At 68.4% G+C, this 23,371-nt stretch carries 26 protein-coding genes; 16 read left to right on the forward strand and 10 right to left on the reverse strand.

Going from position 1 to position 23,371, the window contains the following annotated elements; translation table 11 throughout:
- Positions 1-10: 10 nt before the first annotated feature.
- Genes ABZ420_RS11505 through ABZ420_RS11515 form a run of 3 tightly spaced genes read right to left on the reverse strand, consistent with a single transcriptional unit; the run spans position 11 to position 1,569 of the window.
- On the reverse strand, positions 11-730 hold the full coding sequence (locus ABZ420_RS11505) for a metallophosphoesterase (protein WP_357120409.1): 720 nt from the start codon (positions 728-730) through the stop codon (positions 11-13).
- Between the two features lie 5 nt (positions 731-735).
- Positions 736-1,005: a BON domain-containing protein gene (locus tag ABZ420_RS11510; protein WP_357120412.1), complete on the reverse strand. Its 270-nt coding sequence runs from the start codon at positions 1,003-1,005 to the stop codon at positions 736-738.
- Positions 1,006-1,569: a nucleotidyltransferase gene (locus ABZ420_RS11515; protein WP_357030856.1), complete on the reverse strand. Its 564-nt coding sequence runs from the start codon at positions 1,567-1,569 to the stop codon at positions 1,006-1,008.
- A 143-nt stretch (positions 1,570-1,712) separates the two neighbouring features.
- On the opposite strand from ABZ420_RS11515, the gene ABZ420_RS11520 reads away from it, so the two are divergent.
- Positions 1,713-2,138: a ChaB family protein gene (locus tag ABZ420_RS11520; protein ID WP_357120415.1), complete on the forward strand. Its 426-nt coding sequence runs from the start codon at positions 1,713-1,715 to the stop codon at positions 2,136-2,138.
- Positions 2,125-2,637 (forward strand): DUF6328 family protein, encoded by a 513-nt coding sequence (locus ABZ420_RS11525; protein WP_357120418.1) that lies wholly within the window; start codon positions 2,125-2,127, stop codon positions 2,635-2,637. The genes ABZ420_RS11520 and ABZ420_RS11525 overlap by 14 nt, the downstream gene beginning before the upstream one ends.
- Positions 2,638-2,665: 28 nt before the next feature.
- On the opposite strand, the gene ABZ420_RS11530 is transcribed toward ABZ420_RS11525, so the two are convergent.
- Positions 2,666-3,877 (reverse strand): glycosyltransferase, encoded by a 1,212-nt coding sequence (locus ABZ420_RS11530; RefSeq protein ID WP_357120421.1) that lies wholly within the window; start codon positions 3,875-3,877, stop codon positions 2,666-2,668.
- A 391-nt stretch (positions 3,878-4,268) separates the two neighbouring features.
- On the opposite strand from ABZ420_RS11530, the gene ABZ420_RS11535 reads away from it, so the two are divergent.
- From ABZ420_RS11535 to ABZ420_RS11550, 4 genes are all read left to right on the forward strand, one after another.
- Positions 4,269-4,685 (forward strand): STAS domain-containing protein, encoded by a 417-nt coding sequence (locus tag ABZ420_RS11535; protein WP_062969118.1) that lies wholly within the window; start codon positions 4,269-4,271, stop codon positions 4,683-4,685.
- 84 nt (positions 4,686-4,769) lie between these two features.
- Complete coding sequence (locus ABZ420_RS11540) at positions 4,770-5,453, forward strand: PAS and ANTAR domain-containing protein (RefSeq protein ID WP_040866803.1); 684 nt, start codon at positions 4,770-4,772, stop codon at positions 5,451-5,453.
- 219 nt (positions 5,454-5,672) lie between these two features.
- Complete coding sequence (locus tag ABZ420_RS11545) at positions 5,673-6,050, forward strand: ATP-binding protein (protein ID WP_245659811.1); 378 nt, start codon at positions 5,673-5,675, stop codon at positions 6,048-6,050.
- Positions 6,040-6,825, forward strand: coding sequence for an RNA polymerase sigma factor SigF (locus ABZ420_RS11550; protein WP_357120425.1), 786 nt, complete (start codon positions 6,040-6,042; stop codon positions 6,823-6,825). Before ABZ420_RS11545 ends, ABZ420_RS11550 begins: the two co-directional genes overlap by 11 nt.
- A gap of 12 nt (positions 6,826-6,837) precedes the next feature.
- On the opposite strand, the gene ABZ420_RS11555 is transcribed toward ABZ420_RS11550, so the two are convergent.
- A complete protein-coding gene (locus ABZ420_RS11555; protein ID WP_357120428.1) occupies positions 6,838-7,134 on the reverse strand; it encodes a hypothetical protein in 297 nt (98 codons plus the stop codon).
- 168 nt (positions 7,135-7,302) lie between these two features.
- Here ABZ420_RS11555 and ABZ420_RS11560 point away from each other — a divergent pair, with 168 nt between their 5' ends.
- The 7 genes from ABZ420_RS11560 (at position 7,303) to thpD (ending at position 13,171) form a co-directional block, all read left to right on the forward strand.
- Positions 7,303-7,650 carry a hypothetical protein gene (locus ABZ420_RS11560; RefSeq protein WP_357120431.1) on the forward strand — a complete coding sequence of 116 codons (348 nt, stop codon included), beginning with the start codon at positions 7,303-7,305 and terminating at the stop codon, positions 7,648-7,650.
- A 445-nt stretch (positions 7,651-8,095) separates the two neighbouring features.
- Complete coding sequence (locus ABZ420_RS11565) at positions 8,096-8,806, forward strand: response regulator transcription factor (RefSeq protein ID WP_040866806.1); 711 nt, start codon at positions 8,096-8,098, stop codon at positions 8,804-8,806.
- Positions 8,793-9,902, forward strand: a complete 1,110-nt coding sequence (locus tag ABZ420_RS11570) for an ATP-binding protein (RefSeq protein WP_357120434.1) — start codon at positions 8,793-8,795, stop codon at positions 9,900-9,902. The genes ABZ420_RS11565 and ABZ420_RS11570 overlap by 14 nt, the downstream gene beginning before the upstream one ends.
- Positions 9,903-9,985: 83 nt before the next feature.
- Complete coding sequence (ectA, locus tag ABZ420_RS11575) at positions 9,986-10,588, forward strand: diaminobutyrate acetyltransferase (protein ID WP_357120437.1); 603 nt, start codon at positions 9,986-9,988, stop codon at positions 10,586-10,588.
- Positions 10,585-11,862 (forward strand): diaminobutyrate--2-oxoglutarate transaminase, encoded by a 1,278-nt coding sequence (ectB, locus tag ABZ420_RS11580; RefSeq protein ID WP_357120440.1) that lies wholly within the window; start codon positions 10,585-10,587, stop codon positions 11,860-11,862. Before ectA ends, ectB begins: the two co-directional genes overlap by 4 nt.
- Entirely contained in the window at positions 11,859-12,257 is a 399-nt protein-coding gene (locus ABZ420_RS11585) for an ectoine synthase (protein WP_040866808.1), read from the forward strand. Before ectB ends, ABZ420_RS11585 begins: the two co-directional genes overlap by 4 nt.
- 8 nt (positions 12,258-12,265) lie before the next feature.
- On the forward strand, positions 12,266-13,171 hold the full coding sequence (gene thpD / locus ABZ420_RS11590) for an ectoine hydroxylase (protein ID WP_357120443.1): 906 nt from the start codon (positions 12,266-12,268) through the stop codon (positions 13,169-13,171).
- A gap of 98 nt (positions 13,172-13,269) precedes the next feature.
- Here the strand turns inward: thpD and ABZ420_RS11595 are convergent, their stop codons facing one another.
- The 3 genes from ABZ420_RS11595 to ABZ420_RS11605 all read right to left on the reverse strand — a co-directional run bounded on the left by ABZ420_RS11595 (position 13,270) and on the right by ABZ420_RS11605 (position 17,682).
- Positions 13,270-14,433, reverse strand: a complete 1,164-nt coding sequence (locus ABZ420_RS11595; RefSeq protein WP_357120446.1) for a lactate 2-monooxygenase — start codon at positions 14,431-14,433, stop codon at positions 13,270-13,272.
- Between the two features lie 62 nt (positions 14,434-14,495).
- Positions 14,496-15,308: a 23S ribosomal RNA methyltransferase Erm gene (gene erm, locus ABZ420_RS11600; protein WP_357120449.1), complete on the reverse strand. Its 813-nt coding sequence runs from the start codon at positions 15,306-15,308 to the stop codon at positions 14,496-14,498.
- A 304-nt stretch (positions 15,309-15,612) separates the two neighbouring features.
- Complete coding sequence (locus tag ABZ420_RS11605) at positions 15,613-17,682, reverse strand: hypothetical protein (RefSeq protein WP_357120452.1); 2,070 nt, start codon at positions 17,680-17,682, stop codon at positions 15,613-15,615.
- 225 nt (positions 17,683-17,907) lie between these two features.
- Here ABZ420_RS11605 and ABZ420_RS11610 point away from each other — a divergent pair, with 225 nt between their 5' ends.
- Complete coding sequence (locus ABZ420_RS11610) at positions 17,908-18,990, forward strand: dihydrodipicolinate reductase (protein WP_357120455.1); 1,083 nt, start codon at positions 17,908-17,910, stop codon at positions 18,988-18,990.
- Entirely contained in the window at positions 18,987-19,478 is a 492-nt protein-coding gene (locus ABZ420_RS11615; RefSeq protein WP_357120458.1) for a carboxymuconolactone decarboxylase family protein, read from the forward strand. Before ABZ420_RS11610 ends, ABZ420_RS11615 begins: the two co-directional genes overlap by 4 nt.
- A gap of 16 nt (positions 19,479-19,494) precedes the next feature.
- Here the strand turns inward: ABZ420_RS11615 and ABZ420_RS11620 are convergent, their stop codons facing one another.
- Together ABZ420_RS11620 and ABZ420_RS11625 are read right to left on the reverse strand one after the other, a co-directional pair.
- The gene (locus ABZ420_RS11620) at positions 19,495-20,202 is read right to left on the reverse strand and encodes a hypothetical protein (RefSeq protein ID WP_051175207.1); all 708 of its coding nucleotides are present in this window, start codon (positions 20,200-20,202) and stop codon (positions 19,495-19,497) included.
- Positions 20,203-20,279: 77 nt separating this feature from the next.
- A complete protein-coding gene (locus ABZ420_RS11625; RefSeq protein ID WP_357120461.1) occupies positions 20,280-21,842 on the reverse strand; it encodes an amino acid permease in 1,563 nt (520 codons plus the stop codon).
- Between the two features lie 152 nt (positions 21,843-21,994).
- Between ABZ420_RS11625 and ABZ420_RS11630 the strand changes: the two genes are divergently transcribed.
- Positions 21,995-23,368, forward strand: a complete 1,374-nt coding sequence (locus ABZ420_RS11630; protein ID WP_357120464.1) for an FAD-dependent oxidoreductase — start codon at positions 21,995-21,997, stop codon at positions 23,366-23,368.
- Positions 23,369-23,371: the final 3 nt, after the last annotated feature.

The following is a 23,371-nucleotide window of genomic DNA, read 5'->3' on the forward strand; positions in this document are numbered from 1 at the left end:
CGGCGTTCCCTCAGACCGTGGCCGGGTGCATGTCGTAAACCGCGTACGCCGCTCGGATCACCGGCTGGGCGACATTGCGTACCCGGATGCCGCCCGGAGTGGTGCCGCGCTCGGTCCCGGCGTGCGCGTGACCGTGCAACGCCAGGTCGGCGCCGTGTTCATCGATCGCCTCGCCGAGCAGGTAGGAACCGAGGAAGGGATAGATCTCCCTCGGTTCACCGTGCAGCGTGTCGCTGATCGGGGAGTAGTGCGTAAGCGCGACGGTGACGTCGGTGTGCAACGCGGCGAGGGCTTCGCCGAGCGCGGCGGCCACGTCCACGGTGTGCGCGGCGAACTCGCGCATCAAGGGTTCGCCGAAGACGCTCGCGCATTTGCCCGCGAACCCGCCGCCGAAGCCTTTCGTGCCCGCGACTCCGAGCGTGCTCCCGTCCACGTTCAAGGTCACCGAGGTTCCTTCGAGGACGGTGATGCCGTGGTCGGTCAGCACGGTCGCGATCTCGCGGTCGGCGTCGCTGTGATAGTCGTGGTTGCCCAGGACCGCCACGACCGGCACGCCCAGGTCGGCGAACTCCGCCGCGACCACCCGGCCTTCGTCGGAGGTGCCGTGGCGGGTCAGGTCGCCCGCCAGCAGCAGCACATCGGCTCGCTCGGAGAGGCCGTCCAGGGCGGGCCGCCATTGCCCGCGCGAATCCACGCCGAGATGTACATCACCGACGGCGGCTATCCGCATGCGGCTCAACTCCTTTCGGGTCCGTCCGGCCCCAGCGTCTCGGTCTCGACGGGTGCCGTGGGACGGTTGACATGGACGTCGTTGTGGATCCGCGCGTGCGGAAGCTGCTCGTGCACGACGGTTTCCATCTGTTGTTTGCAGTTCTCGCTGCTCACCTCGCCGCACAGCGCCACGACGTCGCCGCGGATGGTCACCTGCACGCCGAGTTCGGCGGTGCGGGGATCCTCGGCCAGCGCCCGGCGCAACCGTGCGACCAGGTATTGCGGCTGCTCCATCTATTCCACCTTTCCGGTGCGAGTGATGCCGAGATCATCGAGCAGGCCCATGAAGGCCCGCGCGTAGGGCGAGGCCTTGGTCTGTTCGCGCACCGCCTCCCAGTCCACCTGTTCCCGCAGGTCCCGCGCGATGTGCAGAATCGGGCTGAGATCCAGGCGATGTGCGTCGAAGACGAGCATCTTGTCCACCATCAGGTCGGTGCCGCTGATCACCGGGGCCTTCGCGGGCCCGATCCGCATCTCGGTGGCCCGGTCGAGCAGTTCGTCGGTCACGTCACGATCGTTCGGACGGTGGATCACATCGACGAGGATGTCGTCGGCGTAGACCTTGCGCAGCCAGTTCTCCGGCGGGTCGCACACCCGCAGACCCGCGCGGGCAAGGGTGTGGATCGCTCGCCCACTGTCCTCCGGTTTGACGAAGATGTCGACGTCGTGCTGGGAGGTGGGGCCGCCACGGGCATAGACCGCGCAGCCGCCCGCCACCGCGAATCGGATATCTGTCGCCGCCAACGCGTTCACCGTGCGGGTGAGCGCATGCAGCAGCTGATCGGTGGTAACGGCCATGCAGCGGTGGTACCCGGCAGACACCGGGTTAATCGGCATTTCACCGGGTATGCGTCCGGATATCCGGAGGGCCCGCGCGGCGGCGCACCGGGCTTTCGCACTACTCCGGACCACGGGCCTCGGGGACGGGAGAGGAGCGATATATGCCCAAGACGACAGCACGCGGCGACGTCGAGCAGTCGGAGTTGCCGAGCACGCTGCAGCGGTCGGAGGAGAAGGCTCAGCGCACCTTCGCCGAGGCGCACGACGCCGCGCTCGAACAGTACGACGGCGACGAGCAGCGCGCCTATCGCGTCGCCTACGCCGCGTTGAAGCACAGCTACGAGAAAGTCGGCGATCACTGGGAGGCCAAGGCCCGCCGCGGTCCGTCCGACCAGCGCGCCGAACACGGCGGCCCGGACGCGCGGGGCGAGACCGCCGAAGGCGTCGATGCCAACGCGTCCAAGGAGCACCTGCTCGGCATCGCCCGGCGACTGGACATCTCCGGTCGCTCGCGGATGACCAAGGACGAACTCGTCGAGGCGATCAAGAAGCGCAATCGCCGGGAGTCCGCGCGTGCCCGAGGATGAGGACGACGCCTGGGCGCGCCGCGCCCGTGGCGAGACCGAACTCGAACGACTGGACCGGAACTGGGGCAGCCTGATCCAGGAGTTGCGTGTCGTGCAGACCGGTGTGCAGTTCCTCTTCGGGGCGTTGCTGATCCTGCCGTTCCAGGCGTCGTTCGGCACGCTGTCCCCGGGTATGCGAGCGCTCTATATGGCCACCTTGGCCGCCGTTCTGGGGGCCACGGTGTTCTTGATCGCCCCGGTGTCCTGGCACCGCATCCTGTTCCGCCGCCACCGCTTGGGCAATGTCGTCGCGGCGGCGCACCGCTGCGCGATGGCGGGCGTCGCACTGTTGGGTCTCGCGTTGATCGGCGCGGTGATCCTCGTGGTCGACTACGTGACGGGGACGGCAGCGGCGGTGGCGACCGGCGTCGTCTCCGTCGCGTTGTTCGTGGTGACATGGCTCATCGCGCCGTGGCGCTGGCGCAGCGCCTCCGAGGATGTCCGCGCCGACCACTCCTGACACGGACACTCGCGAGTCAACGGGTCGATCAGCGGGCCCACGAGACGACTTCTCCCGCGTGGGCGGGGGCACCTCGGTGATAGGCGCTGAGCGTCTCGGTCGCGACCCGATCCCAGGAATTCCGGCTCGCGGCCCGCTGATACCCTGCGGCGCCCCAGGTTTCGCGGAGTGTCGAGTCCTCGAGCAGGGGGCGCACGGCCCGGACGATCGCGTCGGGTTCGGGCGGGGCGACGAAGCGCCCGGTGACGCCGTCGACCACCGTGTCGAGCAGACCGCCGACGGGCGTGGCGATCACCGGCTTGCCGCAGGCCATCGCTTCCAGGGCCACCCGGCCGAACGGCTCGTACCAGGGCGTGCAGAGCACCACGTCCGCGGAGCGGTACAGCCGCGGCAAAGTCGGCCGCGTCACCGCTCCGGCCAACCGGAGACGCTCGCGCACACCGTGATCCGAAGCGAGGCGGCGCAACCGGCGACCTTCGGCGTCGTCTTCGTCGTCGTCGGCCGGGGCTCCCACGATCACCAGTTCGGTGTCCGGGAGGTCCGCCAGCGCTCGGATGACCGGGTCGAATCCGCTGCGCCGCACCAACTCTCCGGACGCGAGCAATCGGTGTGTGGCGTGCCGATCGGCGGCCGCGCCCTCCGGGGTGAACGCGGTGAGGTCGACGCCGTGCGGCACGATCGTGGTCCGGAATCGGGGCACGCCCATCCTGGCCAGCTCGGCGACCTCGTCTGAGCAGGTCGCCACCACGTGCGCGGCCCGCGTCGCGATGAGCCGCTCGAACCGGATGCGCGAGCGCGGACTCGGGTCGGCGAGCCCTTCGCAGCGCCGCTGCACGGTGCCGAGGCCGTGGAAGGTCAGCACCACCGGGATGCCGTGGGCGCGCGAGGCCAGCTCGGCGGCGAGCCCCGATTTCCAGTAGTGCGCGTGCACGATATCCGGTCGTTCGGCGGCCCAGTGCCGCCGCAGGACCGTGCCGAAATCCCCGAGGTAGGGCAAGGTCCGATCGCTCGGCAGCGGGGTGGGCGGTCCGGCCGCGACGTGCACCACGCGATAGCCGCCCTCGGTGAGCAGCTCGGCGGGGGCACGCGGCCCGATGCGCCGGGTATAGACCGTCACCTCGTGTCCGCGGCGCGCGTAGGCCGCCGACAATTCGGCGACGTACGCACCGCGGCCGCCCCCATCGGCAGGGCTCCCTTCGGCGAGGGGGCTGGCGTCTTCGGAAACCATGGCAATCTTCACCGGGTGCTCCGTTCTCGTCGCGGGGCGCCGTGCGGACGCGCTCATCCGCGCGCTTGCCCTACGACCGGCATCGCGTGACGTTCGGGAATATGTCGGGGATATGCCCGGACGCGGGCCGCTGAAACCCCACGTCAGCGGGCAGATCACAAGCCGAACGGTCGGTTTTCCCTGATCCCGGGCCCGCCGGCGACGGGTCACGTTCTCCTACCGAACGCTGTCGGGAACGTGTGGACCGTGCCACACTGTAGAGAGGTTGAGATCACAGCCGACCCCGGTTCGACGCATTCGGCGCAGCCGGTCGATGGGACGGCACGGCAACCGATTCGCGCTCGCGCCGCCCTCGTCCCGGCCGCTGCGAAGGACTGGAAACCCCCTACACGGGAGGTTCGACTTGTCTGCCATTTCTCTGCTACGAGAGCATGCCGAGGGTGTGCATCTCAATGGTTCGGGACCGGGACGTCGTCGGGACAACCGGTTGTGGGCACAGCGGGTGGATCGCCGCCGCGAATGCGTGGTGGTCCGAGTCGAAGGCGAGTTGGACGCCGCCGTGTCGGCCGAGTTCTTCGAGACGGTCGACCGGGCCCTGCAGTCACCGTGCGATGCGGTGGTGATCGATCTGCGCGCGGCGAGGTTTTTGAGCCTGCGCGCGGCCGTGCGGCTCGGCGCGCTGCGCAGGGACGCGGTGGGTGGTCGTCCGGATCTGCGGATCGTCGCGGGCGGACCGGGGGTGGAGCGAGCACTCGAGGTGACCGGCGTGCGATCGTTGTTCCCCCGCTACTCGTCCATGCGGACCGCACTGGACGCTTGAGCCGAAGGACGTCTCGAAGCCCGTGCTCGCGGTGCGCCCCCCGATCCGGTCGCACCGGGCGCACCGGCATCGGATACTTCTGCGGTGAGTGAAAGCAGGTCGGTCCAGCCCGAGGAAGCGCTCGCGCTGGACCGGGTGATCGGTACCGGAACGCCGCAGAGCGTCGGCGGTTTCCGTTTCTGGTTCGCCGACCAGCGATGGGAGTGGTCGGACGAGGTCGCGTCGATGCACGGCTACCGGCCGGGGTCGGTGACGCCGACGACGGAGTTGTTGCTGACGCACAAGCACCCCGACGACCGCGAGGCGGTGGCCAGCGCCTTGGCGCGATCGATCGCCGACGCGGAACCGTTCTCCAGCAGGCATCGCATCATCGATACGGCGGGCGCCGTGCATCACGTGATCCTGGTCGCCGATCGGATGATCGACGAGGGGAGCCGGGTGGTCGGCACTTCGGGGTATTACATCGACGTCACCGACACCCTCGCCGAACACCGGCAGGAGACGCTGGACGACGCCCTGCCCGAGCTGTACGCCGCGCGATCGGTGATCGAACAGGCGAAGGGCGCCCTCATGCTGATCTACGGCATCGGTCCCGAGCAGGCGTTCCGGGTGCTGAGCTGGCGCTCGCAGGAAACCAACGTCAAGCTGCGGACACTGGCCGCGCGGCTGGTCGCCGATCTGCCCGGTCTTACCGGTGTCCCGCCCGGGCTGCGCACCCGATTCGACCATCTGCTGCTCACCGCCCACGAGCGCATCGACGCCGACTGACCCGCGTTTCGATCCGGTCGCGGCGGGTACGTCCTCGACGAGGAACGCGGCGGTATTTCTGCTCCACAGTCCGCGTCACCTGCGGTGTTCCGATGGTCGAGGAGAACCCGCAGCGGTACGCAGGCCACGGTGGAGTGGCTGTGAGGACAAGGTGGTGATGGGCAAATGGGGGAGTGGACTTCCCGATCCTTTACCGACACAACGACTATCGGTGTACGGGTGCCCGCCCGGCTGGAGCAGCTGACCATGCTGCGCGCGCTCGCCGAGACCGTTGCCCTCATCGCCGACTTCGCCCTGGACGAGGTGACCGACATCCGCCTCGCGCTCGATGAGGTGGCGACTTCCCTCATTCTCGACGCCGCGGCGGGCTCGACGATCGACTGCGAATTCACCTACGACACCGACAAGATGTTCGTGCATGTCTCGTCGGTCGCGGTGACCGAGTCGGTGATGGGCCATGCCGGGCTGGGCTGGCACATCGTGCGCACGCTGACCGACTCGATCGCCGCCGCGCAGGGGTCCCACGACAACGTGCTCGGGGGATATCCGACAGTGATCGATTTCAGCTGGGTGCGGGGTGCCCGCAATGGCGGGTGAATCGAGGTCGCGTGGGGACACCTACGACAACATCGAGCCGCTGTTCGAGAAGATCGCCGCCTTGGATCCCGGCGACGCGCGGCGCGAGGCCATGCGCTTGGAGCTGATCGAACGATGCCTGCCCCTGGCCGAGCACATCGCACGAAAGTTTTCCGGACGCGGCGAGAACTTCGATGATCTGCTGCAAGTGGCGCGTCTGGGCTTGGTGCAGGCAGCCGACCGATTCGATGTGTCGCGCGGGTCATCATTCCTGTCCTTCGCGGTCCCCACCATCATGGGCGAGGTTCGCCGGCATTTCCGGGACAACACCTGGGCCGTCCGGGTGCCGCGCCGGACCAAGGAGATCCAGCTGAGCATCGGGCCCACGGTCGAGACGCTGTCGCAGCGCCTGGGCCGGATGCCGCGGGCCAGGGAGATCGCGGCGGAGCTGGAGGTCGATCTGGTCGAGGTGACCCAGGCCCTGATCGCGGGCAACGCCTACCAGTCGGCGTCCATCGACGCGGTCGCCGGAGAGGACGCCGAGAGCGCTCCGCAGCCGCTGCTGGACAGCCTCGGCATCGAAGAGCCCTCCTATCACCTCGTCGAGGACGTCATGGCCGTCGAGCCGCTGCTCGGCGAACTCCCCGAACGCGAGCGTCAGGTGCTGATCATGCGATTCTTCGAATCGTTGACGCAGAATGAGATCGCCGAGCGGCTCGGGGTCTCCCAGATGCACGTCTCGCGCATTCTGTCCAGGACCTTGAATACGCTGCGCGAACAGGCGATGCGGGACTGAGCACAGGCCGGGCTACACCGGATTCGGTGGAGCCGGATCCGGTGACGGTCCGGGCAGGCCGGGGTCCGGCGAGGGGCGACCGGGGTCCGGTATCGGAGGCGTCGGTGCGGGGCCGGGTGCGGGTGGCCGTGGCGCGGGACCGGGCACCGGCGGCAGCGGATCCGGATCGGGTTGCGGCGGAACGGGATTCGGATCAGGAATGGGGTCCGGCTCGGGAATAGGTGGTACCGGGTCCGGCTCCGGGATGGGCGGCACCGGATCCGGCTCGGGTGTGGGCGGGACCGGCTGTGCCGTGCTGTGACTGGACATGCCAACTCCTTCTCGTACAGGCGAACATCGGCCGGTTACCCATCGCCCGCCGGACGAACCGGTGCACGCTCGGCCGCCCGCGGTTCGGCCGACCAGTTTGCGGAAGATCGCGGACGGGTACCAAGACAGGAACCGGACAACAGATGCCGATGGCTCGAGGAGCTCGTCATGACCGACCAGCGCCGCCCAGGCACCCGGAATCCGCGGTTCGGACCGGGTTGGCCAGGGCCGTCGCCCCATTCTCGCGGCATTTCCGTCACGAGGAACCACGACGTCATCCGCCGCTGGGCCGAGCAGCGCGGCGCACGGCCCGCCACTGTGCCGGGCAGCGAGTACGACGGACGGCTCGGGGTGCTGCGTTTCGACTTCCCCGGGTACGGCGGAGCGGTGCTGCGCCGGGTGGACTGGGACGAGTGGTTCGCCACGTTCGATGCCCGCAAATTGCGCTTCTGGTATCAAGAGCCTGGTGCCGACCGTCCGCCGAGCAACTTCAACCGGTTGGAGCCGCCACGGTAGCCGGTGGGCCGCTGGCGCTGCCGTGAGACCGCTCACCGACGAGCCGCCGCTATAGATGAATCCGAAGTATGTGACACCCGGCACGCTGCTTTGGTGAGCTTCGCACTCGGTACTGCGCGCCGCGCGGATTTCGGATCGTTCGATCGTTCGACCGAAATCACCTGTAAACAGATGCTTTTGGTGGGCCGAGTCGTCTTGTGCGTACTGCGCGCGGCGCGCGAGAGCCGAGCTGCGTCAGTGCCCCGCTGCCCGGCGAGCCGGGCGGGCGTATAGCGTCGACGAAGGACGAGGAGGTCCCGCGTCGGTCTGCCGGAGGTTTACCGGCCGGGCACCGGGGTACTCGAAAGCGAGCAAAGTTTGCTTGAAAAGCGGAAGGTCGCGTCGGTATGGGGATGCGGTTGTCCGCATCGTGACGCGCTTCCGCATGTCTGCAAGGGATAGGGTCTTGAGCGCAAACCTGATGATCGTGGAAGACGACGACCGGGTCCGTGGTGCGTTGCGGCTCGCTATGGAAGATGAAGGGTACGACGTCGACGAGGCGGAGGAAGCCGAGGACGCGCTCACTCATCTGCGCAGCAATGGTGTTCCCGATGTGATGATCGTCGATCTGATGCTCGGCGGCATGGACGGCTTCGAATGTATCCGCGAGATCCGCCGCGACCATGACGTCCCGATCATCGTGGTCAGCGCTCGCGACGACACCCACGACGTGGTGGCCGCGCTGGAGGCGGGCGCCGACGATTTCGTCACCAAGCCGTTCGAGATCAAGGAGATCACCGCCCGCATGCGCGCGGTGCGCCGCCGGTCCCGGCTTTCCGCCGAACGGGAGACCCCCCAGGAGATGGTGCTCGAGGCCGACGACACGGCTCCGCTCGTCCTCGCTCAGGACAGCGGTGTGGTGCGCCGCGGCGACGAGGAGATCCGGCTCACGCTCACCGAGTTCCGTCTGCTGTGTGAGCTGGCCGAATCACCCGGCCGGGTGCTCAGCCGCACGGTGCTGCTCGAGCGCGTGTGGGACCGCGGATTCTTCGGTGACGAGCGCATCGTCGACGTGCACATGCGCCGGTTGCGCACGAAGATCGAACGGGATCCGTCCGATCCACGCATCGTGGTGACGGTGCGCGGGCTCGGCTACCGCCTCGATGTGCGGCGCTGAGCGCTGTCTCGACGCCGAACGCTGGAATCCGAACGCTTGGAGCCTGCGCGCCCGGGTGACCGCCGTCTTCGCGACGATCGCCGCGCTGATGTCGCTGGTACTGGTCGTCTCGGTGTTCGTGATCAGCCGCGGCTATCTGGAAGCGCAGCGACCGCCCGCGGGCAGCGAATCGCCGGGAGACCTCAACGCCGATCTCGATCTGCTGCGCAATGTGCTGATCGGCTGCGCCGTGGTGGTCACCCTGATCGGCGCGGCGGTCGGCTGGTGGGCGAGCAGGCGAGTGCTGACCCCGCTGCACCAGCTCGCGGGCACCGCCGCGCGGATCGCCTCCGGCGACCTCGACCAGCGGTTGCCCGCCACCGAGGACCAGGACTTGGCGATCACCGTCGAGGCGTTCAACACGATGGTGGACTCGCTGCAACGGCGCATCGAGCGGGAGCACCGGCTCTTCGGTGATGTCAGCCACGAGCTGCGTACGCCGCTGACCACCTTGATGGCCGGTGTCGACGTGCTCAACCGGCATCGCGGCGATCTGCCGGAACGTTCGCAGCGGGCGCTCGGCCTGGTGACGGCGGAAGTCGAGCATCTGCGCAAGCTGCTGGACGATCTGCTCGCCCTGGCGCGGGTGGAAGCGCGGATGCACCACGGCGACGCCGAGCCCCTGTCGGTGCGCGACCTGCTGGTCCACACCCTGGCCGATCGCCGCTATCCGGGCGAGCTGCTCACGGTGCGCCAAGACGTCACCGTGCGCGGCCGCAAGGTGGAGCTGGAGCGGGCGGTGGCCAACCTGCTGCACAACGCCGACCGGCACGGCGGCGGTGTGGTCGCGGTCACCGTCGACCGCGACGGCACCGAAGCCGTACTCACCGTCGACGACGCGGGCCCCGGAGTACCACCCGTGGATCGCAACCGGATATTCGAACGCTTCGCGACCGCCCGCAGCGGCCGCCGCTCGCCCGACGGGACGGGCATCGGCCTCGCGCTGGTCGCCGAGACGGTCGCCACGCACGGCGGCCGGGTGCATTGCACCGATCGCCCTGGCGGGGGCGCGCGATTCGTCGTGCGGTTGCCCCGGCTCGGCGACATCCAACCGTAATACGACCGTAAAGAAGTCGACTGGTTCACCTCAAAGTCGCTTCGGAAGCCTGGATGAGTACGGCTGATCGACGAGGGAGTTGTATGTCAGTGCCAACCCTGTCCCCAGCGGAGATCGAACGATCGCGCGTCGGCAATGCCGCTGCCGCTCTCGGGGCCACCCCGTCTCGGAAGGACACCGGACCCGCCGTGGTCCTGCGCACGCCCCGCCTGAGCGACGGCGCTCCGATGTGGCGCATCGCGAAGGATACCGCGGTGCTGGACCTCAATTCGAGCTACGCGTACCTGATGTGGTGCCGCGATTTCGCCGGAACCTCGGTGGTCGCCGAACTGGACGGCCGCGTCGTCGGCTACGTGATCGGATTCGTCCGCCCGCAGGCGCCCGACACCGTCTTCGTCTGGCAGATCGCGGTGGACCGCTCGCAGCGCGGACGCGGGATCGGCGCCGAGCTGCTCCACACGTTGCTCAACAGTGTTGCCGCGCAAGGTGTCTCGGTGCTCGAGACGACCATTTCACCAGACAACGCAGGTTCCATCGCCCTGTTCACGTCGGTGGCGGCGGCCCGGGGCGCGGATCTGACCAAACGCCCCCTGTTCGACGCAGGCGTCTTCCCCGACAGCCATGCACCCGAAGACCTGTATCACATCGCCCCGACCGCCCGCACCACCGAGGAGGATCACCGATGATCAACGCCGACACCACCGTTTTCGAAAGCCTGGAGTCGAACGTGCGCGGTTATTGCCGTGCCTGGCCCACCGTGTTCACCACGGCGAAGGGCAGCTGGCTGCGCGACGAGGAAGGCAAGGAGTACCTGGACTTCTTCGCGGGCGCAGGCGCACTGAACTACGGCCACAACAACGACGTGCTCAAGCGCTCGCTGCTGGACTACATCGCCAGCGACGGCATCACCCATGGTCTGGACATGTCGACCGTGGCCAAGCGTGAGCTTCTTGAGACGTTGCGCGACACTCTGTTCACCCCGCGCGGCCTCGACTACAAGGTCCAGTTCCCCGGCCCCACCGGCGCCAACGCGGTCGAGGCCGCGCTCAAGCTGGCGCGCAAGGTGACCGGTCGCGAGACCATCGTCAGCTTCACCAACGCATTCCACGGCATGACCCTCGGCGCGCTGTCGGTGACCGGCAACGCCGCCAAGCGCGCGGGCGCCGGTGTGCCGTTGGTGCACGCCGCGCACATGCCCTACGACGGCTACTTCGACGGCACGACCGCCGACTTCCAGTGGATGGAGAAGGTGCTCGACGACACGTCGTCCGGCTTCGACCGCCCGGCCGCGGTCATCGTGGAGACGGTGCAGGGCGAGGGTGGCGTCAACGTCGCCCGCGCGGAGTGGCTGCGGCACCTCGCCGGCCTGTGCGGGGAGCGGGAGATCCTGCTGATCGTCGACGACGTGCAGATGGGCTGCGGCCGCACCGGGCCGTTCTTCTCCTTCGAGATCGCGGGCATCACGCCCGATATCGTCACGCTGTCGAAGTCGATCGGCGGCTACGGCCTGCCGATGGCGCTGGTGCTGTTCAAGCCGGAACTCGACGAATGGTCGCCCGGTGAGCACAACGGAACGTTCCGCGGCAACAACCCCGCGTTCGTCACCGCGACGACCGCCCTGCGCCACTACTGGTCCGACGACGCCCTCCAGAAGGCGACCGAGGTCAAGGGCGAGAAGATCGGGCGCACCCTCGGTGAACTCGCCGGATACTTCCCCGGTGTCTCGACCCGTGGCCGCGGATTGGTGCAAGGCGTGGTGTTCGACGATCCCTCGCAGGCGGGCAAGGTGTGCCAGATCGCCTTCGAGCGCGGGCTGCTGGTGGAGACCTCCGGTTCCACCGACGAGGTGGTGAAGCTGCTGCCGCCGCTGACGGTCACCGACCAGGAACTCGACCAGGGTTTGCAGATCCTCACCGGCGCCGTCGAGTCGGTGTGCGGCGGAATGGGGGCGATGGCATGATCGTGCGCAGCACCGCGGAGATCACCGGCACCGAGCGTGACGTGGCGGGCGAGGGCTGGCGCAGCAAGCGCATCGTCCTCGGCGGCGATGGCGTCGGCTTCTCCTTCCATGAGACCACCATTGACGCGGGGACGGTGCACGAGTTCCACTATGTGCATCACGTGGAAGCCGTGTGGCTCGTCGAGGGCGAGGGCACGCTGACCGATCTGGACAACGGCGTCACCTACGAGCTCGCACCCGGCTCGATGTACCTGCTCGACGGACACGAGCGGCACCGCTTGGAAGTGCGCACCACGATGCGGATGATGTGCGTGTTCAATCCGCCGGTCACCGGGCAGGAGGTTCACGACAGCAACGGCGTCTACCCGCTGGTCGCCGCGAACATCGGAGGTTGAGAACACCAATGGTTCTGCAGCACACCGAAACCCGGCCCGAGGCGGCCCGCTACGATCGCTACCCGACCCGTCTCGGCACGCCCGCTCCGCATCTGGAGCGCGCCGACCCCGCGGTGTGGGGAGAGATCGAGAGCCCGGAACTCGCCTCGTTCGACGCCGACGGGTTCGCCATCATGGACCAGTTGCTCACGCCCGACGAAGTGGCCGACTTCAGCGGCGAGATCAGCAGGCTCGCGAACGACCCGGCCCTGCGCGACGACGACCGGGTCATCGTGGAGAAGTCCTCGAACCGGGTGCGCTCTGTCTTCGAGGTGCACGAGCTGAGCGAGGCGATCGCCGAACTGGTGCGTCAGCCGCGGGTGCTCCGGCTCGCCGAGCAGGTGCTGGGGTCGCCGGTGTACGTGCACCAGAGCCGGGTGAACTACATGCCCGGATTCCGTGGCACCGGGTTCTATTGGCATTCCGATTTCGAGACCTGGCACGCCGAGGACGGCATGCCTGCGCCGCGTGCGGTGAGCCTGTCGATCGCGCTGACCGACAACTACCCGATCAACGGCAGTCTCATGGTGATGCCGGGCTCGCACCACACCTTCGTGCCGTGCCTGGGCAGCACCCCGGCCGAGCACTATCGGGAGTCGTTGCAGGAGCAGGAGATCGGCGTGCCGACGACCGACGACATCACCGCGCTGGCGAACCGCTACGGGATCAGTCAGTTCACCGGCAGGGCGGGCTCGGCGCTGCTGTTCGACTCCAATCTCATGCACGGGTCGTCGAACAACATCACGCCGTTCCCGCGATCGAACATCTTCGTGGTGTTCAACAGCGTGCACAACACGCTGGTCGAACCGTTCGCCGCGCCCGCCCCGCGACCGGGCTACATCGGCAGCCGCGACTTCACGCCGCTGTCGGCCTGAGCCGGAGCGGCCCCGCGCGTGCGGCTCGCCCAACCGCTGGGCGAGCCGCACGCGCGGGGCGTTTCGCACGGCAGCCGCCGACCTCGCGCACCCACAGGTCAGGCAAGCCGCCGGATCGCTTCCGGACCCAGGTCCGCGATCGTCGGGTACCCGTCCACCGCCATCAGCAGGTCCGCCTCGGCGAGCAGTGAACGCACCACGTGCACGAGGCCGTCGACGCCGCCGAGGGCCAGTCCGTACGGGTAGGGACGGCCGATCCCGACGGCCGTCGCACCGAGCGCCAGCGCTTTGACGATGTCGGCGCCGGTGCGGACGCCGGAGTCGAACAGCACGGGCAGACCGTCGGCCGCCGCGACCACCTCGGGCAGATGCTCGATCGCCGGGATACCGCCGTTGGCTTGCCTGCCGCCGTGATTCGAGCAGTAGATGCCGTCGACGCCCGCGTCCTCGGCGCGCCGCGCGTCGTCGGGATGACAGATGCCCTTCAGCACGAGCGGCAGCGTCGTCAGCGACCGAAGCCATGCCAGGTCATCCCACGTCAACGCGTTGCCGAAGAGCGAGATCCAGGTCAGGATGGCGGTTTTCGGGTCTTGCTCGGGTGGGCTGGACAGCAAGCCGCGGAACACCGGATCGCTGAAATAGTTGGCCAGGCAGTGTCCCCGCAACTGCGGGAAGTTGGATATCGCCAGATCGCGTGGGCGCCAACCGGGCACCCAGGTGTCCAAGGTGACCACGATGGCCTTGAAGCCCGCGGCCTCGGCCCGCTGGACCAGGCTCTGCGCGAGGTCCCGGTTGGTGGGGGTATAGAGCTGGAACATTCCGGGGGTGTCACCGAACTCCGCCGCCACCTGTTCCAGCGGATCCACGGTGAGGGTGGAGGCGACCATCGGGACGCCGGTGCGCGCCGCGGCCTTCGCGGTGGCGATGTCACCGTGCCCGTCCTGGGAGCACAATCCGATCACCCCGACCGGGGCCAGGAAGACCGGCGTCGGCAGCGTCATCCCGAACAGTTCGATCGAGAGGTCTCGCGTCTTGCTCGCGCGCAGCATGCGGGGGACCAGCCCCAGTTTCTCGAAAGCCGCCACGTTGGCACGCTGGGTGCGTTCATCGCCTGCCCCACCCGCGACATACGACCAGACGCCAGGAGGTAGCGCCGCCTGGGCCTTCGCTTCCAGTTCGGCGTACGTCATCGGGAAATCGGGCAGCACACCTCCGAGGCCTTGGAAATAGATCTCGTTCTGATAGTCGCCGAAGTTGGTCACGCCGCTCCTGTCCTCGTCTCGATGCATGAATGTATCCGATACGTTCCTGTAGCGAGCCTGGTTCACACCCGCAGCACCTTGTACAAGATCAGCCAGCGATCGGGAGAGACCAGCCCTACCGGCTGTTCGAGCGAGATTCCGGCTGCCCGGCAGGCGCCGCGCACCGCGCGAGCGGGGAACTCCCGCCGCAGCGACGCCGCCACACTGCCGCCGACCCCCGAGAAACCCAGCTCGACCAGTCTGCGGTACTCACCGATCCGCTCGCGCGGCAGCAGCGGAGCCGGCCGGGTGCGCAACCGCAGGATGGCCCCATCTACCCGTGGAACCGGATGGAAGCTGTGCCTGCCGACGCGCGCGCCCAGCTCGATCGCCGTCGTCGGCCAGTGGGCGACGGTGAGCTTGCTCCAGCGCCCGTAGTCGCCGGAGTGCTTGCGGGCGAATTCGAGCTGGGTGAGCAGAGTGGCGGAGGTCAGTCCGCGCGCGGCCAGACACCAGCGCACGATGTCGGTCGTGCTGCCGAACGGCACGTTGGCCACCACCGCGAACGGTTCGCGCGGCGGGCGCACCGTGCGGAAATCTCGGTGGTACAACCGAATTCGCGGATCGTCGGCGTAGCGGCGGCGCAGCAGTGCCGCGTAGCGCGGATCCTTCTCGTACGCCTGCACCCGGCCGCACGCCTTCAGCAATTGCCTGGTCAGCATGCCGTCGCCGGGTCCGATTTCGAGGACGAGATCCTCGGCGGTGATGCCGGAGGCGCGCACGATCAGCCGTGCGGCGCCGACATCGGTGAGGAAATTCTGCGACAGAAGTTTTCGCGTGTTCGAGGAGACGGCCGCGCTGCCGCGGGCACGCGAAAGGGAACGATGGTGGGACATGGGTGTCCTCCGAACGGAGTGGTCGAATCGGGAAGGTCGATTCGCCCGGACCCATGCCGGGGCACGAAGAACCCGGCGGCCGCTATCGGCCGCCGATGCGGATTCCGCTCGAACGGATCAGGAGATCGGAGCGATACGGTGCGCCGGCAGAGCCCGGGCCTCCGTACGCAGCCGGATGTGATACGCGCCGACCGCGTACGTTCCGTTCACGCCAGGACTGCCACACATGTCCCGCAACGTATGACATCCGCGCTTCCAGGTGCCACTTCTTTTCCCGCGCGATCGCGAGTGGGCGGGCTGGGATTCAGAGAGATGTCGGCTGACCCACCACGTCCGGGTCTTGCAGCTCGGCGGCGAATGTCCGCCAGGACTTGGCCTCCGCGGATTTGCCGAGCTGGTCGAGCAGATCGGCGAGTTCGGCGATGGCGCGCGGCTCGCGGCGATCGGCGGCGGTGCGCCACCAGGATTCGGCTCCGACCGGATCGCCGCGCCGTAGTCGAACCATGCCGAGTTCGTATGCGGCGCCCGCGTGCCCGGCCTCCGAGGCTTGCGCCCACAATCCGCACGCCTGGTCTTCCTCGCCCCGGCGGTACATCGCTACGCCCAGGTCGTAGAGCGCACCACGATATCCGGGATCGCCGGACTGCCTGGGCTCGCTCGACCGCCGCGGCGCATCGACCGGCGCAGAGTGCTCGGCGAGCCCCGGCAGTCCGTCCGAAGCCGGAGCGGCGTCGGGAAGAATGCCGGGCGCGGGGATCGGCGTACTCGCCGCGGGAGGGGTGCTCTTCACCGGCGGGCTGATCTCCGGAGCCGGTGTATTCGCTGCGGGCGTCGTCCGCGACACCGGTTCGCCGGAAGATTTCGACACGACCGGTGCGGGATCCGGCTTCGCGGCGCCGGAAACGGCGAGCGCAGTGTCCGCCGCGGGTTTCGGGTGCGTGCCGACCGGCACGAATGCGCGAAATGGGGCCGCCGCGGTCCGGGGGTCCGCGACCGGCGAGCTGGTATCGCTGTGTGGCGCTTCCGTCGCCGGTCGAGTGATGGCAGAGCCGGGAGAGGATTCGGTGGGATGCGGATCTTCCTGCGCAGGTACCGAAGCGGGAGGCGAGATCTCCGCCTGGGACCGGGTGTGCCTGCCGTTGCGGGCGAATGCGTGAAAGGGGTCCGGTGCGCTCCAGGGGTTCGCGACCAGCGGGCTGGATCCGGTGCGCGTCCCGTCGGCCGCGGGGCGAGGGATGGGCGGGAAGTCCGGGGCGGGTGGCGTAGTGCCGGTTACCGGGCGTGCCGGGTCTTCGGGCGGATGCGTATGCGCGACCGGGGGGCCGAAGGCGCCGTACGAGTCCGCCCTGGATCTCTCGGTGCGGGGACGGATGTAAAGACCTTGCGCGGGTACTTCGGCATGCGTCTGCGGATTCTGCGGGACGCCATTCGCTTCGGACCGGCTGTCGGCGGCGCGTGGAACGGGACCACTGTGGGCGGCGTCGGTCACGGATTGCCCGGCGAGCGGGCTCGGCGCCGGGTGCGGGTTGTCCGGGCCGCGGGAGCCGGAAGCGGAGTGCGGAATTTCCGGAGTGGATCGCGCGGCGCGGGACGACTGCAGATTCAGGAAAAGGCTGCCCGCTCGCTGGGGTGGCGTGCTCTGGGACGCTTGTCCGTTCCCGCCACCCACGGCGGCGGACGGATCGGCGGCAAGCCACTCGGCCGCAGCCGCGGGTTCGACCGCGGAAGCAGTGGCGTCGATCCGCGGAACCGGCATGGTCGGCGCGGTGGGCGGACCCGCCGAAGAGGCGGGAAGCGAGGCGGGCGGGCTCATGCCGATCGAAGTCGTCGCCGGTGTGGCGGTCGCCGGCGGCTCCGGCGCGACAGGTGTGGGAGCGGTGGAGACTTCCACCACCAGGTTCGCGAAGTTCGGCGGTCCCTCGCCGATGCTGCACCACAAAACGACGCGACCGTTGGGCCGGTGCTCGACAACGATGCCGTAGTTGCCCGCCCAGGACTTCTGCGTGCCGAATTCGTCCACCCAGACCGGTGTCAGGGTCACCAGGGTCACCGGCGCGGCGGGCGTGACGTCGAAGCTCACACCCGCGGCCAGCGCGTCGCTCCACGCGTCGACGCCGGCGAGTGAACGTCCGTGCAGGTCCAGATAGCCGTCGACGACCGAGAGCCCCATTCCGAGCCCGCGCAGTCCGGCGGGTGGCGCCGCCGAGATCATCGTCAAGGTGACGGTGGTGGGTGCGGGACCGACCTGCTCGGTGTACATCGGGTAGACCATGCTGCCGTGCCAGCGAATCGGGTCCGCGCTCTGGTAGCGCGCGGCCAGCGGCAGCTCTTCGGGCGTATTCCGGGCAGCCCACGACGAATACCGCTCGTTCACTGTCGCGCGCCTGCCTTTCCACCCGATCCCGACCGCCGCCCCCGCGCCGGGCGGCGGGGTATACCGTACTCGCCGCGAACCACGACTGCGTTGCGATCCCTTGGCCGTAGGTAATGCCCCGAGGCTCAACGCTACCGGGGGGTTCGTCTCATTTCCCAATGGTGCGCAGCGCGCCGCTTCCACGGAACGCCGAACAGTCGACCAAGCGCTTGCTACGCTCGATCGATGATCTCCACGGTGGTCTGGGGGACCGGCAATGTCGGCCGGGCGGCCATCCGGGCCGTCGACGCCCACCCGGCGCTGCGTTTGGCCCGGGTGCTCGTGCACGATCCGGCGAAGATCGGCCGCGACGCGGGCGAACTCGGCGGCCTCGGCCATGACCTCGGCGTTCCGGCCACCGACGACATCGGCGGCGTTCTCGACACGCACCCGGACGCGGTGGTCTACGCGGCCTCCGGCGATATCCGTCCCGACGACGCGCTCACCGATATCCTGCGCGCACTCCGCGCGGGCGCGGTGGTCGTCACCCCGGCCCTCTACGCCCTCTACGATCCGCGCAACGCACCGCCGGAGGTCCGCGACCCGGTGCTGGCCGCGATCGCCGAGGGTGGTGGCTCGCTGTTCGTCTCCGGCATAGACCCCGGTTGGGGCAACGATGTTCTGCCCCTGCTGATCAGCGGGCTCGGCAGCACCGTGGAGACGATCCGCTGTCAGGAGATCTTCGACTACTCCACCTACGACCAGCCGGACTCGGTGCGCTACCTGGTCGGCATGGGTCAGCCGATGGACTATCAGCCGCCGATGCTCGCGCCGTCGGTGCCGACGATGGTGTGGGGCGGGCAGATCCGGCTCATGGCACGGGCTCTCGGCGCCGAACTCGACGAGATCCGCGAGACGCTGGACCGGCGTGCCCTGGACGCCACCGTCACCACGACATCCATGGGCGAGTTCGCGGCGGGCACGCAGGGGGCCGTGCGATTCGAAGTCCAGGGCATCGTCGATGGGCAGCCGCGTCTGATCATCGAGCACGTCACCCGAATCCATCCCTCCTGTGCGCCCGATTGGCCCACACCGGCCGACGGCGGCGCGGGTGCGCACCGGGTGATCATCGAGGGTCACCCGCGCATCGAGGTGACCGTCGAGGCCACCGACGAAGACGGCAACCGCTCCGCGGGCGGGAACGCCACGGCCGTCGGCCGCCTGGTCGGCGCCATCGACTGGCTGATCGCGGCGCGGCCCGGACTCTACGACGCACTGGACATCCCGCTGCGGCCCGTGGCAGGCAAACTCGGAAGGAAGCACCCATGATCATCGACGTCCCCGAGGGGAAGGATCCGATCGGCTACGTCTGGGGCGAAATGGTTCCCGGTATCGGCGTCGCCGCCTCGAATTTCTCGCTGTCGGTGTACTCGCACAGCACGCTCGGCCTGCGCGAATTCGAGGCCGCGCGGCTGCGGATCGCCCAGATCAACGGGTGCCTGTTCTGCATGGACTGGCGCACGGAACGGGACGGCGCCAAAGTCGAGCCGGAATTCGCCGACGCGGTCACGCAGTGGCGCACCACCGACGCCTTCGACGAACGCACCAGGCTCGCCGCCGAATACGCCGAACGCTACGCCACCGACCACCACGATCTCGACGAAGAGTTCTGGAACCGGATGTTCGCCCACTACACCCAGGTGGAAGTGGTGGAACTGAGCATGAGCATCGGCTCATGGCTCGCTTTCGGCCGGCTGAATCGTGTGCTCGGCCTCGATTCGGTCTGCGTACTGCCCGATCATTCCGCCGGCCGATGAATCGACGCCGGAGAAGCTAAGCCGGGATTCTCGACACCCACGCGGGCTGCCCGTCGACCAAACCCAATTCGAACTCCTCGGGAGCATCCAGCACGGCGCCGAGTTGACGGAGCGCTCGATCCGCCGAGATCTCCGCCGGAAAACGAATGTATTCGAGGGTCGCGCCGGATATCCGGGCTCGGAATCGGTACCGGAATTCGACGTGACCCGCGTAGGTGAGCGCGATGCGGCCCTGCCAGTCGATGTCGTGCCTGCCGTCGGGACGCCGGGTGAAGAACACCTCCTGGTCGGCGACCGAGTCGTGCCCGAGCAGATAGATGTTGAACGCCAGGCATTCGACGTCGTCGGCGTGCGCGAGGGGCAGTGGATCGACCGTGAGACGTTGCGGCTGTTCGGATCTCAGCAGGAAAGGACGGCCGGGGGCCGCGGCGCGCAGCCCGGTGGCGTCGTCTTCGCCCCAGTACGTGGACGACAGCGTACAGCTGTGATAGTTCTGCCAGGTGATCGGCGACATCCAGCTCTCGCCGTTGTCCTCGTCGTCAGTGGCGTCGCGTTCGGCGTTGTACGCCGCGGAGCGCAGATGCAGATCGAACCACAGGCTGCCGGCCTGGTCCATGCGGCCGGTCCACGCGAACTCTTCGATCGCGTGCCCTTCCGGCCACGGATTACCCGGGAACACAATTCTCCCGGCGGGCGAGAAACGCACCAGGTCGGTCCTTTCCATGCCGACACACCCTAGCGACCGAGACCGACAAACTCGACATGCCAGAACCGGGAAGCCGCGCCGTGCCGGGTTCCGCCTCAGGCCTTGGCCGGTGTCTCCTCCTCCGGTCGAGCGGCCGGAGGCTCGTCCACCGTCCGCTTCGGCCCGGTGAACCAGGTCCGGGCCGACACCAGCCACCAGATGCCGATCGCGCCCACCACGCCTACCAGGGTGATCGGCGCGTAATTCACAGCGCTCCACGTGAATTCACTGTGCCACGGATACCCGCGGGCGTCGGTGGGCAGGATGAACAGCACGCTGATCAGCGCGATCCAGATCAGCGCGACCGATCCGACCGGGCGGTACCACGACCCCAGTTGCCATGGACCCGTGCGGAATCGAGCCCCGTGGCGCTGCCGCAGCAGGATCGGGATGCCGTAGGCGATATAGAGCCCGATGGTCGCGATCGAGGTGGCCGCGGCATAGGCGGTCGGTGCGTTCGCCGGGGGCACCAGCATCGAGGGAATCAGCAGCACGAACGCGAAGAACGAGATGAACAGCACGGCGTGCACCGGCACCTTCCGCGGGGACAGCCTCGACCAGAACTTCGACCCGGGCACCGCGCCGTCGCGGGCGAACGCGAACAGCATCCGGGAAGCGGAGGTCACCGAGGCATATCCGCAGAACAATTGCGCGACCGCCGCGATGATCAGCAGCAGCCCCGACCAGAACCCGCTCAGCGAGTTCTCCAGGATGTAGATGACGGGATAACCGCTGTTCTTATCCGGGTCCAGCGCGTCGTCCAGATTCGGAACGGCGAACGTCACCGCCATGATGAGCAGATATCCGGCGATCGACGATACGACGATCGTGTTGATGATCCCTTTCGCGGCCATTCGGGACGCGTCGTGCGTTTCCTCCGACATATGCGCCGAAGCGTCGTAGCCGGTGAACGTGTACTGCGCATGCAGCAGGCCGAGCAGGAAGCTGAACGCGACCCCGCCGAATCCGATCGCGCTGTTGTCGACGGTCTCGGTGAAGACCCATCCGGCGCTCTGGTGGTGTTGCGCCCCGAATCCGAGGACCACTACGAAAATCGCCACGCCACCGACGTGCCACCACGCGGACACGTTGTTGATCACCGCCGACAGATGCGGGCCGAGCGCGTTCAAGACCGCGTGCAAGACAAGAATGGCGGCGAACACCAGGAAGATCGCGGTGCGGTCGGTGCCGATCTCGATCCCGACGACGTTCAGCACGACCGTGGTGAAGATGGCCGCGCCGTAATCGATCGCCGCGGTGACCGCGATCTGTCCGATCAGGTTGAACCACCCGGTGAACCAACCCCACACCGGTCCGCCCAGTTCGGCGGCCCACCAGTACAGCCCGCCCGAGGTGGGGTAGGCGGAGGCCAATTCCGCCATGGCGAACCCCACGAACAGCACCATGATCGAGACCAGTGGCCATCCCCAGGACATGGTGATCGGGCCGCCGTTCGCCAAACCGATGCCGTAGCTGGCCAACCCGCCGGTCAGGATGGACACGATGGTGAAGCTGATGGCGAAATTGGAGAAGCCCGACCAGGACCTGGCGAGTTCTTGTTTGTAGCCCAGTTCGGCGAGCCGACGTTCGTCGTCGGAAGGGGGTCGGGTGTCGGTCATATCGTGCTCCCGGGTGAAAACGCTGCCCTCATACCGCGTTTGCCAGAAGATCAGTGTGCGGCACCGACCGGTCGACCGCAGGGCAACCAGCGAATTCGCGAAACGGCGGCCCAGGCGCCCACCCGGGGGACGCCGAACGTAGCGTGAGGGCCATGAGCGAGCGACTGGTGGTCATCGGCGGTGACGCGACGGGCATGTCGGCGGCCTCGCAGGCACGCCGGATGAAGGACGCGAGCGCGCTGGAGATCGTCGTCTTCGAACGAGGCGGGTTCACCTCGTACTCGGCCTGCGGCATTCCGTATTGGGTCGGCGGGCACGTCGCCGAGCGGGACGCCCTGATCGCCCGCACACCCGAGGAGCACCGCTCCCGCGAGATCGACCTGCGGCTGTACAACGAGGTGACCGAGATCGACGTCGACGCGGGCAGGGTGCGCTACCGCGACCGGGAGACCGGCGCCTCGGCGTGGATGCCCTACGACCACCTGGTGATCGGCACCGGTGCGCGCCCGGTCCGGCCACCGCTGCGCGGTATCGACGCGCAGGGTGTGCACGGAGTGCAGACCCTCGACGACGGGCAGGCACTGCTCGGGACGCTGGAGCAAGCGCGCGGTAACCGCGCCGTCGTGGTGGGCGCGGGCTACATCGGAGTGGAGATGGCGGAGGCGCTCATCCGGCGTGGTTACGACGTCACCATGGTCAACCGCGGTCCCGAACCGATGTCCACGCTCGATCCCGACATGGGCGCGCTGGTGCGCGAGGCGATGTGCGGGATGGGCATCAAGGTTGTAGGCGACGCGGAAGTGGCCGGGCTGCGGACAGCCGAGGACGGCCGGGTCGCCGCGGTCGTCACCGATGCCGCGGAATATCCGGCGGACGTCGTGGTGCTGGGCATCGGCGTGCACCCGGAGACCGAACTGGCCCGCGCCGCCGGACTTCCGCTGGGGCAGCACGGCGGGCTGCGGACCGATCTCGCCATGCGGGTGCGCGGGCACGAGAACATCTGGGCCGGCGGCGACTGCGTCGAGGTGCTGGATCTGGTCTCGGGCCGGGAACGTCACATTCCGCTCGGCACCCACGCCAACAAACACGGTCAGATCATCGGCGCGAACATCGGCGGGGGGTACGCGATCTTTCCCGGCGTCGTGGGCACCGCGGTCAGCAAGGTCTGCGAACTCGAGGTGGCCCGAACGGGTCTGCGCGAGAAGGACGCGCAGGCGGCCGGTCTGCAATACGTGACCGTCACGGTGGAGGCCACCAACCGGGCGGGCTATTACCCGGACGCGGCGCCGATGACGGTGAAGATGCTCGCCGAGCGTTTCACCGGCCGCCTGCTCGGCGCGCAGATCGTGGGTCGCGAGGGCGCGGGCAAACGCGTCGACATCGCGGCGGTCGCGCTGACCGCCCGGATGACCGTCGAGCAGATGACGATGCTCGACCTCGGCTACGCGCCGCCGTTCTCCCCGGTGTGGGACCCGGTTCTGGTGGCCGCGCGCAAAGCCGTCACCGCCGTGCGCGAGCGTCGGTAGCGC

It is taken from the genome of Nocardia sp. NPDC005745 (genome assembly GCF_040630775.1).
Lineage (GTDB): Bacteria > Actinomycetota > Actinomycetes > Mycobacteriales > Mycobacteriaceae > Nocardia.